This is a genomic window from Streptomyces sp. NBC_00287, assembly GCF_036173105.1.
Classification (GTDB): Bacteria; Actinomycetota; Actinomycetes; order Streptomycetales; family Streptomycetaceae; genus Streptomyces.
The window spans coordinates 1,420,970-1,435,287 of record NZ_CP108053.1 but is presented as its reverse complement, the minus strand read 5'-3'; the positions used below and the strand labels follow the sequence as shown (position 1 = coordinate 1,435,287).

12 protein-coding genes and 1 pseudogene are annotated in these 14,318 nt (G+C 71.6%); 4 read left to right on the top strand and 9 right to left on the bottom strand.

All coding sequences use genetic code 11. The annotated features are described in order from the left end of the window. Positions 1-63: 63 nt before the first annotated feature. The 4 genes from OHT76_RS06420 to OHT76_RS06405 form a co-directional block, all read right to left on the bottom strand. Positions 64-2,511 carry a SpoIIE family protein phosphatase gene (locus OHT76_RS06420; RefSeq protein WP_328869774.1) on the bottom strand — a complete coding sequence of 816 codons (2,448 nt, stop codon included), beginning with the start codon at positions 2,509-2,511 and terminating at the stop codon, positions 64-66. Positions 2,512-2,621: 110 nt separating this feature from the next. Then, positions 2,622-3,839, bottom strand: a complete 1,218-nt coding sequence (rocD, locus tag OHT76_RS06415; RefSeq protein WP_328869773.1) for an ornithine--oxo-acid transaminase — start codon at positions 3,837-3,839, stop codon at positions 2,622-2,624. Beyond that, positions 3,836-4,648, bottom strand: a complete 813-nt coding sequence (gene ddaH, locus OHT76_RS06410) for a dimethylargininase (RefSeq protein ID WP_328869772.1) — start codon at positions 4,646-4,648, stop codon at positions 3,836-3,838. The genes rocD and ddaH overlap by 4 nt, the downstream gene beginning before the upstream one ends. Positions 4,649-4,770: 122 nt before the next feature. Continuing rightward, on the bottom strand, positions 4,771-5,274 hold the full coding sequence (locus tag OHT76_RS06405) for an Lrp/AsnC family transcriptional regulator (protein WP_328869771.1): 504 nt from the start codon (positions 5,272-5,274) through the stop codon (positions 4,771-4,773). A 78-nt stretch (positions 5,275-5,352) separates the two neighbouring features. Here OHT76_RS06405 and OHT76_RS06400 point away from each other — a divergent pair, with 78 nt between their 5' ends. The 4 genes from OHT76_RS06400 to OHT76_RS06385 are packed head-to-tail and all read left to right on the top strand — an operon-like array spanning position 5,353 to position 9,430. Next, positions 5,353-6,102 carry a LytR/AlgR family response regulator transcription factor gene (locus tag OHT76_RS06400; RefSeq protein WP_328869770.1) on the top strand — a complete coding sequence of 250 codons (750 nt, stop codon included), beginning with the start codon at positions 5,353-5,355 and terminating at the stop codon, positions 6,100-6,102. Between the two features lie 2 nt (positions 6,103-6,104). Continuing rightward, the gene (locus tag OHT76_RS06395; protein WP_328869769.1) at positions 6,105-6,494 is read left to right on the top strand and encodes a hypothetical protein; all 390 of its coding nucleotides are present in this window, start codon (positions 6,105-6,107) and stop codon (positions 6,492-6,494) included. A 6-nt stretch (positions 6,495-6,500) separates the two neighbouring features. Beyond that, a complete protein-coding gene (locus OHT76_RS06390) occupies positions 6,501-8,228 on the top strand; it encodes a sodium/solute symporter (protein WP_328869768.1) in 1,728 nt (575 codons plus the stop codon). Further along, positions 8,225-9,430, top strand: coding sequence for a sensor histidine kinase (locus tag OHT76_RS06385; RefSeq protein WP_328869767.1), 1,206 nt, complete (start codon positions 8,225-8,227; stop codon positions 9,428-9,430). The genes OHT76_RS06390 and OHT76_RS06385 overlap by 4 nt, the downstream gene beginning before the upstream one ends. A gap of 3 nt (positions 9,431-9,433) precedes the next feature. Here OHT76_RS06385 and OHT76_RS06380 read toward each other — a convergent pair whose 3' ends face one another. The 5 genes and pseudogenes from OHT76_RS06380 to OHT76_RS06360 all read right to left on the bottom strand — a co-directional run bounded on the left by OHT76_RS06380 (position 9,434) and on the right by OHT76_RS06360 (position 14,301). Further along, positions 9,434-9,604 (bottom strand): hypothetical protein, encoded by a 171-nt coding sequence (locus tag OHT76_RS06380; protein ID WP_328869766.1) that lies wholly within the window; start codon positions 9,602-9,604, stop codon positions 9,434-9,436. 13 nt (positions 9,605-9,617) lie between these two features. Further along, positions 9,618-11,218 (bottom strand): annotated as a pseudogene (locus OHT76_RS06375) (protein kinase domain-containing protein). A 59-nt stretch (positions 11,219-11,277) separates the two neighbouring features. After that, positions 11,278-12,228 (bottom strand): cytochrome c oxidase assembly protein, encoded by a 951-nt coding sequence (locus OHT76_RS06370; RefSeq protein WP_328869765.1) that lies wholly within the window; start codon positions 12,226-12,228, stop codon positions 11,278-11,280. A 103-nt stretch (positions 12,229-12,331) separates the two neighbouring features. Continuing rightward, positions 12,332-13,357, bottom strand: a complete 1,026-nt coding sequence (locus OHT76_RS06365; RefSeq protein WP_328869764.1) for a 6-phosphofructokinase — start codon at positions 13,355-13,357, stop codon at positions 12,332-12,334. A 215-nt stretch (positions 13,358-13,572) separates the two neighbouring features. Continuing rightward, the gene (locus tag OHT76_RS06360; protein WP_328869763.1) at positions 13,573-14,301 is read right to left on the bottom strand and encodes a type 1 glutamine amidotransferase; all 729 of its coding nucleotides are present in this window, start codon (positions 14,299-14,301) and stop codon (positions 13,573-13,575) included. Between the last annotated feature and the right edge of the window lie 17 nt (positions 14,302-14,318).

Sequence of the window (14,318 nt, the reverse complement as noted above, 5' to 3'; positions counted from 1 at the left end):
GGCTCCCGCCTCACCACCGGGATCACACCAGTTTGGCATGTGATGTGACAGATATACCGATGCTCACTCCCCCGGCTCCGTGAGTGACTGCTCAGCCCAGATGATCTTGCCCTCGGAGGCGAACCGGGTGCCCCACCGCTGGGCGAACTGGGACACCAGCAGCAGCCCGCGGCCGCCCTCGTCGGTGGCGCGGGGATGACGCAGATGCGGTGCCGAGGCGCCGCCGTCCAGGACCTCGCAGATCAGTGAGCGCTCCCTGATCAGCCGCAACCGGATCGGCCCGGTGGCATGCCGGATGGCGTTGGTGACCAGCTCGCTGACGACCAGCTCGGTGGTGAAGGCCAGCGGTTCCAGGCCCCACTCGGTCAGTTGGCGGGTGGCGCTCTTGCGGGCATCAGCGACCACGGCCGGGTCGCTGGGCAGGTCCCAGTCCGCGACCTGGTCGTCGCCGAGCAGCCGGGTGCGGGCCATCAGCAGCACCACGTCGTCGTGCGGCCGCACCGGGACCAGCGCGTCGACCACGGCCCGCGAGTGCAGCGCGAGCGAGGCCGCTGGACGTTCCAGCGCCGGCCGCAGCCGGTCCGGGTCCACGTCGACGGTCCAGGAATCCCCGCGGGCCAGCAGACCGTCCGTGTACAGGGCGAGGACGCTGCCCTCGGCCAGCACCATCTCGACCGACTCGAACGGCGGACCCCCGACACCGAGCGGCGGGCCCTGCGGCAGATCGGTGAAGGTGACCTCGCCGTGGGGCAGCACCACGGCCGGGGAAGGGTGGCCCGCGGCGGCGATGGTGCACTGCCCGTCGACCGGGTCGTACACCGCGTACACACACCCGGACCCCACCGCCCGCATGCTGTCGGCACCCTCCGTGTCGGGTGCCACGCCGTCCTCCCGCGTCGACCGCCCGACCAGGTCGTCGAGATGGGCCAGCACCTCCTCGGGCCGCAGATCCAGCGCGGCGAGCGTCCGTACGGCCGTACGCAGCCGTCCCATGGCCGCCGCCGCGCCGATACCGTGCCCGGGCACCTCGCCCACCACCAGGGCGACCCGCGCCCCGGACAGCGGCACCACGTCGTACCAGTCGCCGCCGAGGCCGGTCAGCTCGTCGGCGGGCCGGTAGCAGGCGGCGACCTCCACGGCGTCCTGGTCGCTCAGCCGGTGCGGGAGCAGACTGCGCTGGAGGACCAGGGCCGCGTCGCGCTCGCGGGTGTAGCGGCGGGCGTTGTCCACGCAGACCGCGGCCCGCGACACCAGGTCCTCGGCGAGCCGCAGATCGTCCTCGTCGAAGGGCTCCTTGCGGCCCCGCCGCAAGAACGTGGTGATGCCCAGGGTGACGCCCCGCGCGCGGACCGGCACGATCATCACGCTGTGCAGCCCCAGCTCCCGGAAGGTGGCCTCCCGGCCCAGCACGTCCGTCGCCCACTCCCGGGCGAGCGGATCGAGCTGTTCCGCGCGCCAGGAACTGCCGGTGGTCAGACAGCGGATCGGCGGCGATCCGGCCAGGTAGGTGGCGACCGATCCGATGCCGACGGCCTCGTCCTCGTTCACCGAGCGGTGGCCCGCCCGGCGCAGCTCCACCGGCTCGCGGTCGCTCAGCGGTCCGGCCGGGGGCTCCCCGCCGCTGAGCACCGACTCCAGCAGGTCCACCCAGACCAGGTCGGCGAAGCCCGGCACGGCCACATCGGCCAGCTCCTGCGCGGTGTGCACCACGTCCAGGGTGCGGCCGATGTGCCGGCCCGCCCGGTCCAGCAGGGCGAGCCGCTGGCGGGCCCGGTGCCGCTCGCTGACGTCGACGACCGTGTAGTACACGCCCATCGCCCGGCCCCGGTCGTCGTCGAGCCGGGTGAACGACATCATGTGCGCCGTCTCCCGGTGCGGAGCAGAGCGCACCCGGCCCAGATGCTCGTACCCGACCACCGGCTCGCCGGTCTCCAGCACGCGCCGCATCTGCGTCTCGACGCCCGCCGCGTCCAGCCCGGGCTGTATGTCCGCGAGCCGCCGCCCCAGGCGCTGGTATGCCGGTCCGCCGCCGAACTGCTCCAGCGCGGCGTTGGACCAGACGAACCTGAGGTCGGTGTCCACGATCGCTATGCCGACGGGCGAGCGGGCCACCATCTGCTCCAGCACCGTCCGGCTCATGTCCCAGCCGGGCGCCTGCTCCATTTCCGACAGCAGCGCCAGCCAGCGCGCCGGACCGTCCGGCTCGGGCGCCGCCACGACCCGCACCATCACCCGCACCTCGGCGCCATCGGCGCGCCGTGCGGTCAGCAGCCCCGCCCAGCCGCCGTCCCGGCGACAGCGTTCGGCCAGTTCGGGGAGGCGCGCCGCGTCCTCGGCCGACAGCAGGACGGCGACCGGCCTGCCGACCACGTCCGCCGCCCCGTACGCCAGCAGCCGCTGGGCGCCGCTGGTCCAGCAGGTGACCAGTCCCTGGGCGTCGAGCAGCACGGGCGCGGCATCGGCCACATCGAACCGATGCCGCTCCGCGGCGTGCTCCTCTTGTGTGCCCACGGCCGACCTCTCCGTTGCTGGGGTCGCTGAGAGCGGTCCACGTCAGTGGTCTACCACCTCAGACCCCAGTGTTCACCCTCGCAGTGGAGACGACGGACGGCCACCGCGCGTCAGGCCAGCACTTTCTCCAGTGAGGCCAGCGCCGCCGTCAGCTCCTCGGCGGTGATCGTCAGCGGTGGTGCGAGCCGGATGGTGGAACCGTGGGTGTCCTTGACCAGCACACCCTCCCGCATCAGCCGCTCACCGATCTCCCGCCCGCTGCCCACGGCCGGATCGATGTCCACGCCCGCCCATAGGCCGCGCGCCCGGAAGCCGACGACGCCCTTGCCGACCAGCTCCGTCAGCCCGTCCCGCAGTCCGGCGCCCAGCTCGGCCGCCCGGCGCTGGAACTCGCCCGTCTCCAGCAGCTCCACCACCGCCGTGCCGACAGCCGCGGCGAGCGGATTGCCGCCGAAGGTCGAGCCGTGCTCGCCGGGCCGCAGTACCCCGAGCACATCCCGCCGGGCCACCACCGCGGACACCGGGACGATGCCGCCGCCCAGCGCCTTGCCGAGGAGCAGCATGTCGGGGACGACCGACTCGTGCTCGACGGCGAGGGTACGGCCGGTGCGGCCGAGGCCCGACTGGATCTCGTCGGCGATGAACAGACAGCCCTTGCGGCGGGTCAGCTCCCGCACCCCGGCGAGATAGCCGTCGTCCGGGATGAGCACGCCCGCCTCGCCCTGGATGGGCTCGATGAGCACCGCCGCCGTGGTGTCGTCGACGGCCTCCTCCAGCGCGGCCAGGTCGTTGTACGGCACGATCCGGAAGCCCGGAGTGAAGGGACCGAAGCCGCTGCGGGCGGTCTCGTCGGTGGAGAAGCTGACGATCGTCGTCGTACGGCCGTGGAAGTTGTCCGCCGCGACCACGATGGTGGCTTGGTCGGCGGGGACGCCCTTGACCTCGTACGCCCACTTGCGGGCCACCTTGACGGCGCTCTCGACCGCTTCGGCGCCGGTGTTCATGGGCAGCACCATGTCCAGGCCGGTGAGCGCGGCCAGGCGCTCGGCGAACTCGGCGAGCTTGTCGTTGTGGAAGGCGCGCGAGGTGAGCGTGAGCCGGTCCAGCTGACGGTGGGCCGCCTCGATCAGACCGGGGTGGCGGTGGCCGAAGTTGAGCGCCGAGTAACCGGCCAGCATGTCGAGGTAGCGGCGGCCCTCGACGTCCTCCACCCAGGCGCCCTCGGCGCGCGCGACGACCACGGGCAGCGGGTGGTAGTTGTGCGCGAGGACGGGCTCCTCCGCGCGGATCAGCTCGGCGGACGAACGGGTGCGGGCGGGTGCGGTCATGAGCGGATCTCCTGGGTGCAGCACTTGATGCCGCCGCCGGCCTTGCGCAGCTCGGACAGGTCGACGGGGACGGGGACGTAGCCTCGCTGGGCCAGCTGGTCGGCAAGGGCGGTCGCGTCCGGCGCGATGAAGACGTGCCGTCCGTCGGAGACGGAGTTCAGGCCGAAGGCCATCGCGTCCTCACGGGTCGCCGGCACCGCGTCCGGGTACAGGCGCCGCAGCACCTCGCGGCTGCCCGGCGAGAAGGCCTCCGGGTAGTAGGCGATGTTGTCGTCGTCCAGCACGAACAGCGCGGTGTCGAGGTGGTAGAAGTACGGATCCACCAGCGTCAGGCTGATCACCGGGACGCCGAAGAACTCCTGCACCTCGCGATGGGCCTCGCGGGTGGTGCGGAAGCCGGTACCGGCCAGCACATACCGGCCCGTGGGGACCAGGTCGCCCTCGCCCTCGCACACCGACTCCGGGCGGTAGACATCGAATCCGGATGACTTGAACCAGGTCTCGTAGTGGGTGGACTCGGGACGGCGCTCGGACGCGTGGAAGAGGGAGCCGAAGACACGGCCGTCCACGACGACCGCGCAGTTGGCGGCGAAGACCATGTCGGGCAGGCCCGGAACCGGCTCCACCGTGTCGACGGTGTGGCCGTGGGAGCGGTAGGCGCGGATCAGTGACTGCCACTGCTCCTGGGCCAGATCGACGTCGACCCGGGTGTCGGGACGCATCCAGGGGTTGATCGCGTACTGCACGGCGAAATGTCTGGGTTCGCAGACGAGAAAGCGCCGAAGGCGCGGCACACGGCTTTCGGGCACAGAGGGGTTCCTCCGCTTCCTGCGGTGTTGACTGGGTTGACACCAAGGTAGGAAGTGACCGGGACGCCCGACAAGGAACAAGGGCTGCGTGTTCACGCAGGAATGCTGCGTTGTTCCGCTGCTCAGCGCAGGTCTGCTGCGCCGTCCGGGGCGGCGTGGCTCGCGCCCGCCTCCGGGCTTTCCGGGAGGAGATGGGACAGCACCATCACGCTGATCGTCTTCCGGATGAATGGCTCCACGCGGATCCGCTCCAGCACCTCCTCGAAGTGCTCCACATCGCGCGCCCTGACGTGCAGCAGCGCGTCCGCGGCGCCCGTCACCGTCATCGCCGCGGTGATCTCCGGATGGTTGCGGACCACCTCCGCGATACGCCGCGGCGGGGCCGCGCCCTCGCAGTACACCTCGACGTACGCCTCCGTGCGCCAGCCCAGCGCCGAGGGCTTCACCGTGGCCGTGAACCCGGTGATCACCCCGGCCTCCCGGAGCCGGTCCACGCGCCGCTTGACCGCCGTGGAGGACAGTCCGACGGCCGCGCCGATCTCGGCGAAACTGGTCCTGGCGTTCGCCATCAGGGCGATGATGATCTTCCGGTCGAGCTCGTCGAACGGCGTGGGCCTGCTGCTCATGGCGGCACCCTATCCAGCGGAAACGTCCGCACCTGGGCCCGTGTGCAGGCGTACGAATTGCTCCTACACTCCACGTTCATGCTGCGCGCCCTGGCTGTCGACGACGAACGCCCCTCGCTGGAGGAACTGCTGTACCTCCTGAACGCCGATCCCCGAGTCGGCAGCGCGGAGGGTGCCGGGGACGCCACCGAGGCGCTGCGCCGGATCAACCGGGCGCTGGAATCGGGGCCCGCCGGGCCCGAGGCGATCGATGTCGTCTTCCTCGACATCAACATGCCGGGACTCGACGGCCTCGACCTCGCCCGGCTGCTCACCGGGTTCGCCAAGCCGCCGCTGGTCGTGTTCGTCACCGCCCACGAGGACTTCGCCGTCCAGGCCTTCGACCTCAAGGCCGTCGACTACGTCCTCAAGCCGGTCCGCAAGGAGCGCCTCGCCGAGGCCATACGCCGGGCCGCCGAACTCATCGACACCGGCCCGCGCATACCCGTGCACGAGCCCGACCCCGACCACATACCCGTCGAGCTCGGCGGGGTGACCCGGTTCGTCTCCGTCGACGACATCACCCATGTCGAGGCCCAGGGCGACTACGCCCGTCTGCACACCGACAAGGGCAGCCATCTCGTCCGTATCCCGCTGTCCACCCTGGAGGAGCGCTGGCGCTCCCGCGGCTTCGTCCGCATCCACCGCCGCCATCTGGTCGCCCTGCGCCACATCGGCGAACTCCGACTGGACGCGGGCACGGTGAGCGTCGTGGTCGGCTCCGAGGAACTCCAGGTCAGCCGGCGCCACGCGCGCGAGCTGCGGGACCTGCTGATGAGGAGGCCCTGACAGTGCCGAACCAGGACCCCACCGAGCGCCGAGTCGTCGTCACCGGACCGCCCCGGCGCACCCGACCCACCTTCGGCTACTACCGCCCGCGCACCGAGATCGACGAGCAGACCACCCTCGGCCACACCTACGTCCGCTCCCTGATGCGCTCCCAACTACGCGCCGCGCTGGCCGTGGTCGCCGTCCTCGGACTCCTCATCGGCCCCCTGCCGCTGCTGTTCGCCACCATCCCGGACTCCGACCGCCTGGAATGGACGGTCCTCGGCTTCTGTCTGTACGCCCCGCTCGTGCTGCTCGCCCGCTGGTACGTACGGCGCGCCGAACGCAACGAGCGCGACTTCGTCCGGCTCGTCGAGGACCAGGACCGCCTCGTCGAGGACCAGGACCGCTGAGGTGCCGTGAACGAGAACTTCGCCGTCCCCGCCGTCGCACTGGTCGTCCTGGCGACCGTCTTCGTCGGCGCCTTCGGCCTGCGCATCTCCCGCACCACCTCCGACTTCTACGTCGCCTCCCGCACCGTCGGCCCCCGCCTGAACGCCGCCGCCATCAGCGGCGAGTACCTCTCCGCCGCGTCCTTCCTCGGCATCGCGGGCCTCGTCCTCGTCCAGGGCCCCGACATGCTCTGGTACCCGGTCGGCTACACCGCCGGATACCTCGTCCTGCTCCTGTTCGTCGCCGCCCCGCTGCGCCGCTCCGGCGCCTACACGCTCCCCGACTTCGCCGAGGCCCGGCTCGCCTCCTCGGCGGTACGACGGCTGGCCGGAGCCTTCGTGGTCGGGGTCGGCTGGCTCTATCTGCTGCCCCAACTCCAGGGCGCCGGACTGACGCTGACCGTGCTCACGGACGCGCCCGACTGGCTGGGCGGGGTGATCGTGGCGGTCGTGGTGGTGGCCATCGTCGCGGCGGGCGGTATGCGCAGCATCACCTTCGTGCAGGCCTTCCAGTACTGGCTGAAGCTCACGGCCCTGCTGGTGCCCGCCCTGTTCCTGGTGCTTGCCTGGCGGAGCGACGGCGCCCCGCACCACGCCTTCGACGAACCCGCCAACTTCCGCGAACAGCGTTCCGTCCGCGTCGACGACAGCCTCGAGCTCCGTCTGGAACGACCGCTGACCGTCACGGTGAGCGGCACCGTCGACGGCCGCCCGCACGAGGACCAGCAGCTCGAACTCCCCGTCGGCACCCACCGCATCGAGGCCGGCGCCCGGCTGACGTTCGCCGAGGGCGCCGCCGTCCCCGAGGCCGAACGCGACGGCGACGGCGGCCTGTCGCCCTCCCAGGCCGAGACCCGCGGCGAACGCCCGCTGTACGCCACGTACGGGCTGATCCTCGCCACGTTCCTCGGCACCATGGGCCTGCCCCATGTCGTCGTGCGCTTCTACACCAGCCCGCACGGCGTCGCCGCCCGCCGCACCACGGTCGCCGTCCTCGGCCTGATCGGCGCCTTCTACCTGCTGCCCCCGGTCTACGGCGCGCTCGGCCGCCTGTACGCCCCCGAACTCACCCTCACCGGAGACGCGGACGCGGCCGTACTGCTGCTGCCCGAGCGCATGATCGGCGGCCTGGGCGGCGATCTGCTGGGCGCGCTGGTGGCCGGTGGTGCCTTCGCCGCGTTCCTGTCGACCGCCTCGGGGCTCACCATGGCCGTCGCGGGCGTCCTCACCCAGGACGTCCTCCCGTCGCGCGGAGTACGGCACTTCAGGCTCGGCACGCTCCTCGCGATGGCCGTACCGCTCGCGGCGAGCGCCCTGGTCGGCGGGTTGCCGGTGGCCGATGCCGTAGGGCTCGCCTTCGCCGTATCGGCGTCCTCGTTCTGCCCGCTGCTGGTGCTCGGCATCTGGTGGCGCAGGCTCACCCCGCAGGGCGCCGCGGCCGGAATGCTGGTGGGCGGCGGTTCGGCGCTGCTCGCCGTCGCCGCGACGATGGCCGGCTTCCCCGGCACCGGCGCCCTGCACGCCCTGCTCGCCTGGCCGGCCCTCTGGTCGGTACCGCTGGGCTTCCTCACGATGATCCTGGTCTCGCTGGCCACCCCGAGCAGGGTCCCGGCCGGGACAGCGGCGATCCTGGCGCGATTCCATCTGCCGGAGGAATTGGCCGGCGGACAGGTCAGGACGGAGGTGAAGGCATGAGTGGATTCATCGCCGGGCTGTGCGTGGCCGTCCTTCCGTTGCTGGCCGCGGGCTTCTGGCTCGGCCGGCGTACCGCGCGCCCCGAGAGCCAGGGTGGCCTCGGGACGCCCGTCGAGCACGCCACCTTCGAGACCCTGCACACCGCCTCCCTCGCCGCGCCCCCGTTGCGGGCGGGGCTGACGGAGGAGACCGCCCGTAAGTCGGCCCGCCGGCTGCGCTCCCTGCTCGGCACGGACGCTCTGTGCCTCACCGATCAGAAGGACGTGCTGGCCTGGGACGGCGTCGGCGGCCACCATCGCGCCGAGATCATGGAACGGCTCGCGGGACCGCTGGAGTCGGGCCGCGGCGAGGCGTTCCCGCTGACCTGCGACACCCCCGACTGCCCCCTGCGCTGGGCGGTCGTCGCCCCCCTCACCGTCGACGACCGCGTCCACGGCGCCCTCGTCGCCTGCGCGCCCCGTGAATCCGCGGTCCTGGTACGGGCGGCCGGAGAGGTCGCGCGCTGGGTTTCCGTCCAGTTGGAGCTCGCGGACCTGGACCAGTCCCGAACCCGCTTGATAGAGGCCGAGATCAAGGCACTCAGGGCCCAGATCTCCCCGCACTTCATCTTCAACTCACTCGCGGTGATCGCCAGTTTCGTCCGCACCGACCCCGAGCGCGCCCGCGAACTGCTCCTGGAGTTCGCCGACTTCACCCGCTACTCGTTCCGCAGGCACGGCGACTTCACCACCCTCGCCGACGAACTCCACGCCATCGACCACTACTTGGCCCTAGTACGCGCCCGCTTCGGCGACCGGCTCTCCGTCACCCTCCAGATCGCCCCCGAGGTGCTGCCGGTCGCCCTGCCCTTCCTCTGCCTCCAGCCGCTCGTCGAGAACGCCGTCAAACACGGCCTGGAGGGCAGGACCGACAAGTGCCGGATCAGCATCACCGCACAGGACGCGGGGGCGGAGGCGCTGGTCGTCATCGAGGACGACGGCGTGGGCATGGACCCCGTCCTGCTGCGCCGCATCCTCGCCGGGGAGGTCAGCCCGTCCGGCGGGATCGGCCTGTCCAACGTCGACGACCGGCTCCGTCAGGTCTACGGAGACGACTACGGCCTCGTCATCGAGACCGCCGTAGGAGCGGGCATGAAGGTCACCGCCCGGCTGCCCAAGTACCAGCCGGGCGTGCACTCCGCGGGCCGGCTGACCGGCGCCTGAGCGTCACGTGGGGCGGGTCACCACCATGCCGAGGGTGATCAGCCCGAGCACGACCCAGCCGAACCACAGCCAGCCATTGCTGCCGAGCGCCACCGTGTAGGCAGTCACCGCGACAAGTCCGCCGACGGTGAGCACCCCCATCGTCCGCGTAGAACCGTCCGTAGAACCGGGCATCGCAACACCCTCCTCATGGTTCGTCCCCCTCCATGGTGCCCCCGTTCTGCTTCCGGACGGTGCACACGACGAAATGTGTGCCCGATTTCCAGGGCCCCTGGCTGGTCCAGGACCCGTATGGACGGAGGGGTCGAATCCGTAGTCACGCGGCGGCACCTCACGGGCACAGGCCGGATCGGACTCGCTACGCGCCTCGGCGAGCGTGACATCGTCGTCGAGGCGGGTGAATCCGAGCACCTGCTCGTCGTACGGGCCCGTGCAGGACACCAGACGCGCCTCCTGATTCGAACGTACGTCCAGGCAGTCCCGTCGCTGCATGGTCGCCGTGTCCGCGAAGGCCGCACCGACCTTGCGGTGCCCGCCGAGCGGCCCGTACACCGGCCCGTGCGCGCCCAGCACCAGACAGGCGGTCCGTCGCCCGGCCGCCTCGAACCCCGCGTCGGTCGGGACCACCGCGAAGGCCCGCACATCCGCGAGCCCGCCCCGTAACTCCTGCGTCCGCTCCTCGCACCGCGCGGGCCCCTCCTCCCGCGCCTCCTCGGCGGACGCGGCCTCGACGAACGCCATCACCTGCCCGTCCGGCGCCTTGTCCGCGCAGCTCGGATCCAGGGTCAGCCGGGGCGTCCCCCGGAAGGCCACGGCCCCCGGCCAGTCCGCGAGCACACAGTCCCCGTCCTTCAGCGCCCGCGCGAGCCCGACGCCCGCGCCGTAGGGCGACGCGGTCCCGACCGCCTGCCCGGCCACGGCGTACCAGACCCCGCCCCCGGCCAGCGCCACCCCCAGCAGCCCGGTGAGCGCGGCGTGCAGGACCCGCCGTCGGGCGCGCGGCGGCGCGGACGGGTGCGGTGCCGCCCACTGCGGCTGGGACCCGAAGTCGCTCTGCGTCCGGGAGTACTCCTCGTTCTGCGGCACGACGATCCGCGACAGCGCCGCCTCCGTCTCCGCCGCGGACGGCCGTAACGCCGGATCCTTCGCGAGCAGCGCGTGTACGACGGGCCCCAGCGCACCGGCGCGCACGGCGGGCCGCGGCTCCTGCGACTCCCGGACGAACGGCCCCTGCCCCTCGACGCCGAAGTAGAGCGCACACCCCAGCGAGAACAGATCCGCCGCCGGTGTGGGCGGCCCGCCCGGCCGCACTGAGATGCCATGGCCGGTGAGCAGGACCCGCCCGTACGGCGCGCCCGTGCGGTCCGGTGCGAGCAGGATGTTCGCCGGTTTCACATCCCCGTGAAGGATGCCCCGCTCGTGTCCGGCGGTCAGCGCGTCGAGCACGGCGAGCCCGACACGGGCGCACTCCGCGGGGGCCAGCGGGCCGCGCTGCTGGACGAGATCCCGCAGGTCCACCGCGCCCGCCACGTACTCCATGACGATCCAGGGAAGCCCCTCGTGCTCCAGCACGTCATGCACGGTCACCACATGCGGATGGTCACGCAGCACGGTCGCGTGCCGGGACTCGAAACGGTCCCGGGCGACGATCTCCCTCAGCGCGACCTCGCGGCCGTGTCTCTGATCGTGCGCGAGCCAGACCTGCCCGGAATCACCGCCCCCGAGCCGGTGCAGCAGCAGATAGCGGCCGGCGATGACCCGGCCCACTCCCGACGCGTGCGAAGTCATCACCGCTCCCCCCGGGCGGTTCCCCCGACGCTCCTTATGCTACTGAACGGAAAATCCGGTCAGTTGCTCCGCGCGTTCAGTGAGGCCAAATAGGCGTTGTACGCCTCGAGTTCCTTGTCGCCGTCGCGGTCGGCGGCCCGGTCCTTGCGCTTCGCCTGCCGTTGTTCCGAGCTGTGCCACTGGAACAGCAGCGCGATCAGCACCAGCACGGACGGGATCTCGCTGAACGCCCAGGCGATCCCGCCGGCGGCGTTCTGGTCGGAGAGCGCGTCGATGCCGAGCGAGGCGGGCGGGTTCTCGAACGTCTCGACCATCGGGGCCGACGCCATCATCAGCGCGATCCCGAAGAACGCGTGGAACGGCATACCCGCGAACAGCTCCAGCATCCGCATCAGATACCCCGGCCGCTGCGGCCCCGGGTCCACTCCGATGATCGGCCAGAAGAACACCACACCCACGGCGAGGAAGTGCACCATCATTCCGATGTGCCCCACCTTGGAGCCCATCAGGAAGTCGAAGAGCGGAGTGAAGTACAGCGCGTAAAGGCTCGCGATGAACAGCGGAATGGTGAAGGCCGGGTGCGTGATGATCCGCATGTAGCGGCTGTGCAGCAGCGCCAGCAACAGCTCACGCGGCCCCTTGCGGCCCTTGCCCGCGACCGGCAGCGCGCGCAGCGCCAGGGTGATCGGGGCGCCGAGCAGGATCAGGATCGGCGACAGCATGCTGATCACCATGTGCTGCACCATGTGCACGCTGAACATGACCATGCCGTAGTCGTTCAGCTGGGTGCACATCACCAGCGCGACGGTCAGCACACCGGCGACGTACGACACCGTACGGGCCACCGGCCAGGAGTCCCCGCGCCGCCGCAGCCGTACGACCCCCCAGCCGTAGAGGGCGAGCCCGAGCAGACAGGCGACGAGGAAGAACGGATCCGGCGACCACTGGAGCCCCCGCCCCAGCGTGAACGGCGGCAGATCCATCGTCATGCCGTGGCCGCTGTGATCCATCCGACGGCTCCTGTTTCGTGGGGGTTGTGCAAGTCTGTCCGGCCCCACATTAGAACGGCCCCCGGCCACGCTCGTGACCGGGGGCGGGTTGTTCTCGGCTGTACTACAGGACGCACTCCGCTTCGGCGTACCGGTCCTCGGGCACCGTCTTCAGCGTCTCGACGGCCTCGGCCAGGGACACCATCACGATGTCCGTGCCGCGCAGTGCCGTCATCATCCCGAACTCACCGCGGTGCACGGCCTCCACCGCATGCCACCCGAAGCGGGTCGCGAGCACCCGGTCGTACGCGGTCGGCGTACCGCCGCGCTGCACATGCCCGAGGATCACCGGCCGCGCCTCCTTGCCGAGCCGGTGTTCCAGCTCGATGGAGAGCTGGCGCGCGATGCCCGCGAAGCGCTCGTGGCCGTAGATGTCCTTGCCGCCCTCGTCGAACTCCATGGAGCCCGGGGCGGGCTTGGCGCCCTCCGCCGCGACGACGATCGCGAACCGCTTGCCCGCCTCGAACCGCTCGCCGACCTTGCGGGCCAACTCCTCGATGTCGAAGGGCCGCTCCGGGACGACGACGGCGTGCGCGCCGGCCGCCATGCCGGAGTGCAGGGCGATCCAGCCGGTGTGGCGGCCCATGACCTCCACGACCAGCACTCGCTGATGCGACTCGGCGGTCGTCTTGAGCCGGTCGAGCGCCTCGGTCGCGACACCGACCGCGGTGTCGAAGCCGAAGGTGACGTCCGTGACGGCGATGTCGTTGTCGATGGTCTTCGGCACGCCCACGATCGGCAGACCGCTGTCCGACAGCAGCCGGGCGGCCTTCAGCGTGCCCTCACCGCCGATCGGGATGATCGCGTCGAGCCCGAGCTCCGCGAGATGGCCCTTGGCCCGCTCCACGCCGTCGCGCAGATGCGAGGGCTGGACCCGGGAGGAACCGAGGATCGTGCCGCCGCGGGCGAGGATGCCGCCCACCGCGTCGAGGTCGAGCTTGAGGTAGTCGCACTCCAGGAGGCCTTTCCAGCCGTCCCGGAAACCGATGACCTCGTCGCCATGGTCGACGACGGCACGGTGCACGACGGACCGGATGACGGCGTTCAGGCCGGGGCAGTCGCCGCCGGACGTGAGGACACCAATGCGCATAAGCCCGAAATACCTTCTCAACGTGGGCCGGGGTCCGGACCGCGCTGTCCGGCTTGATCCCGGTCACCCTACCGGCGTGAGGGGGTGGCACCGTACCGGGCGTCCGCCTGCTGGACGCGCCCGCACATGTGAGCGGACACCCCGTCAGGCGGGCCCGATGAGCACGGTGGCAGCACGCGCTGGAAGGCGGCTTCAGTACCTCTGGAGTCCGCGCGTCACGCCGGCTGCTCGGCCGCCGCGATGCGCTCGCCCCGCAGCGCCTCGTACCAGCGGTCGTCGGTCGGCGGCAGCGCGTTGACGTCGAGCGCCAGCTTCAGCAGCAGATCGGCGATGAGCGGGTTCCGGGCGAGCACGGGGCCGTGCATGTACGTACCGAAGACCGTGTCGTTGTACGCGCCCTCGGTGCCGTCGCCCGTGCCGTTGCCGTTGCCGAGGCGGACCTGGGCGAGGGGGCGGGCGGTGGGGCCGAGGTGGGTGATGCCCTGGTGGTTCTCGAAGCCGGTCAGCGGGGGCAGGCCGAGGCGCGGGTCGATGTCGCCGAGTACGTCACCGACGCACCGCTCGCCCTCGCCGCGCACCGACACCACGTCCAGCAGACCGAGGCCGGGCTCGCGCTGGCCGAGGTCGTTGATGAACTCGTGGCCGAGGATCTGGTAGCCGGCGCACACCGAGAAGACGATCGCGCCGTTGCCCACGGCCCGGTGCAGACCGCCGTCCCGGCGCAGCCGCTCGGCCGCGAGCCGCTGCGGCCGGTCCTCGCCGCCGCCGATCAGATAGATGTCCCCGGAGGTCGGGATCGGCTGGTCGCTGCGCACATCGAGCCGGGCCACGTCCAGGCCGCGCTGCCGGGCCCGGCGCTCCACGACGAGGACGTTGCCCTGGTCGCCGTAGGTGCTGAGCAGGTCCGGGTAGATCCAGACGACCCGCAGTTGGTTGTCGCTCACTTAAGTCCCCTGAAGTC

What these genes read in the sequence shown, in the direction of transcription:
- rocD (WP_328869773.1), bottom strand. Translation starts at nt 3,839, where the DNA reads ATGACCGCACCCGCCCGCACCCGTTCGTCCGCCGAGCTGATCCGCGCG.
- OHT76_RS06365 (WP_328869764.1), bottom strand. Translation starts at nt 13,357, where the DNA reads ATGCGCATTGGTGTCCTCACGTCCGGCGGCGACTGCCCCGGCCTGAAC.
- OHT76_RS06385 (WP_328869767.1), top strand. Translation starts at nt 8,225, where the DNA reads ATGAGTGGATTCATCGCCGGGCTGTGCGTGGCCGTCCTTCCGTTGCTG.
- OHT76_RS06380 (WP_328869766.1), bottom strand. Translation starts at nt 9,604, where the DNA reads ATGCCCGGTTCTACGGACGGTTCTACGCGGACGATGGGGGTGCTCACC.
- OHT76_RS06370 (WP_328869765.1), bottom strand. Translation starts at nt 12,228, where the DNA reads ATGGATCACAGCGGCCACGGCATGACGATGGATCTGCCGCCGTTCACG.
- OHT76_RS06400 (WP_328869770.1), top strand. Translation starts at nt 5,353, where the DNA reads ATGCTGCGCGCCCTGGCTGTCGACGACGAACGCCCCTCGCTGGAGGAA.
- OHT76_RS06405 (WP_328869771.1), bottom strand. Translation starts at nt 5,274, where the DNA reads ATGAGCAGCAGGCCCACGCCGTTCGACGAGCTCGACCGGAAGATCATC.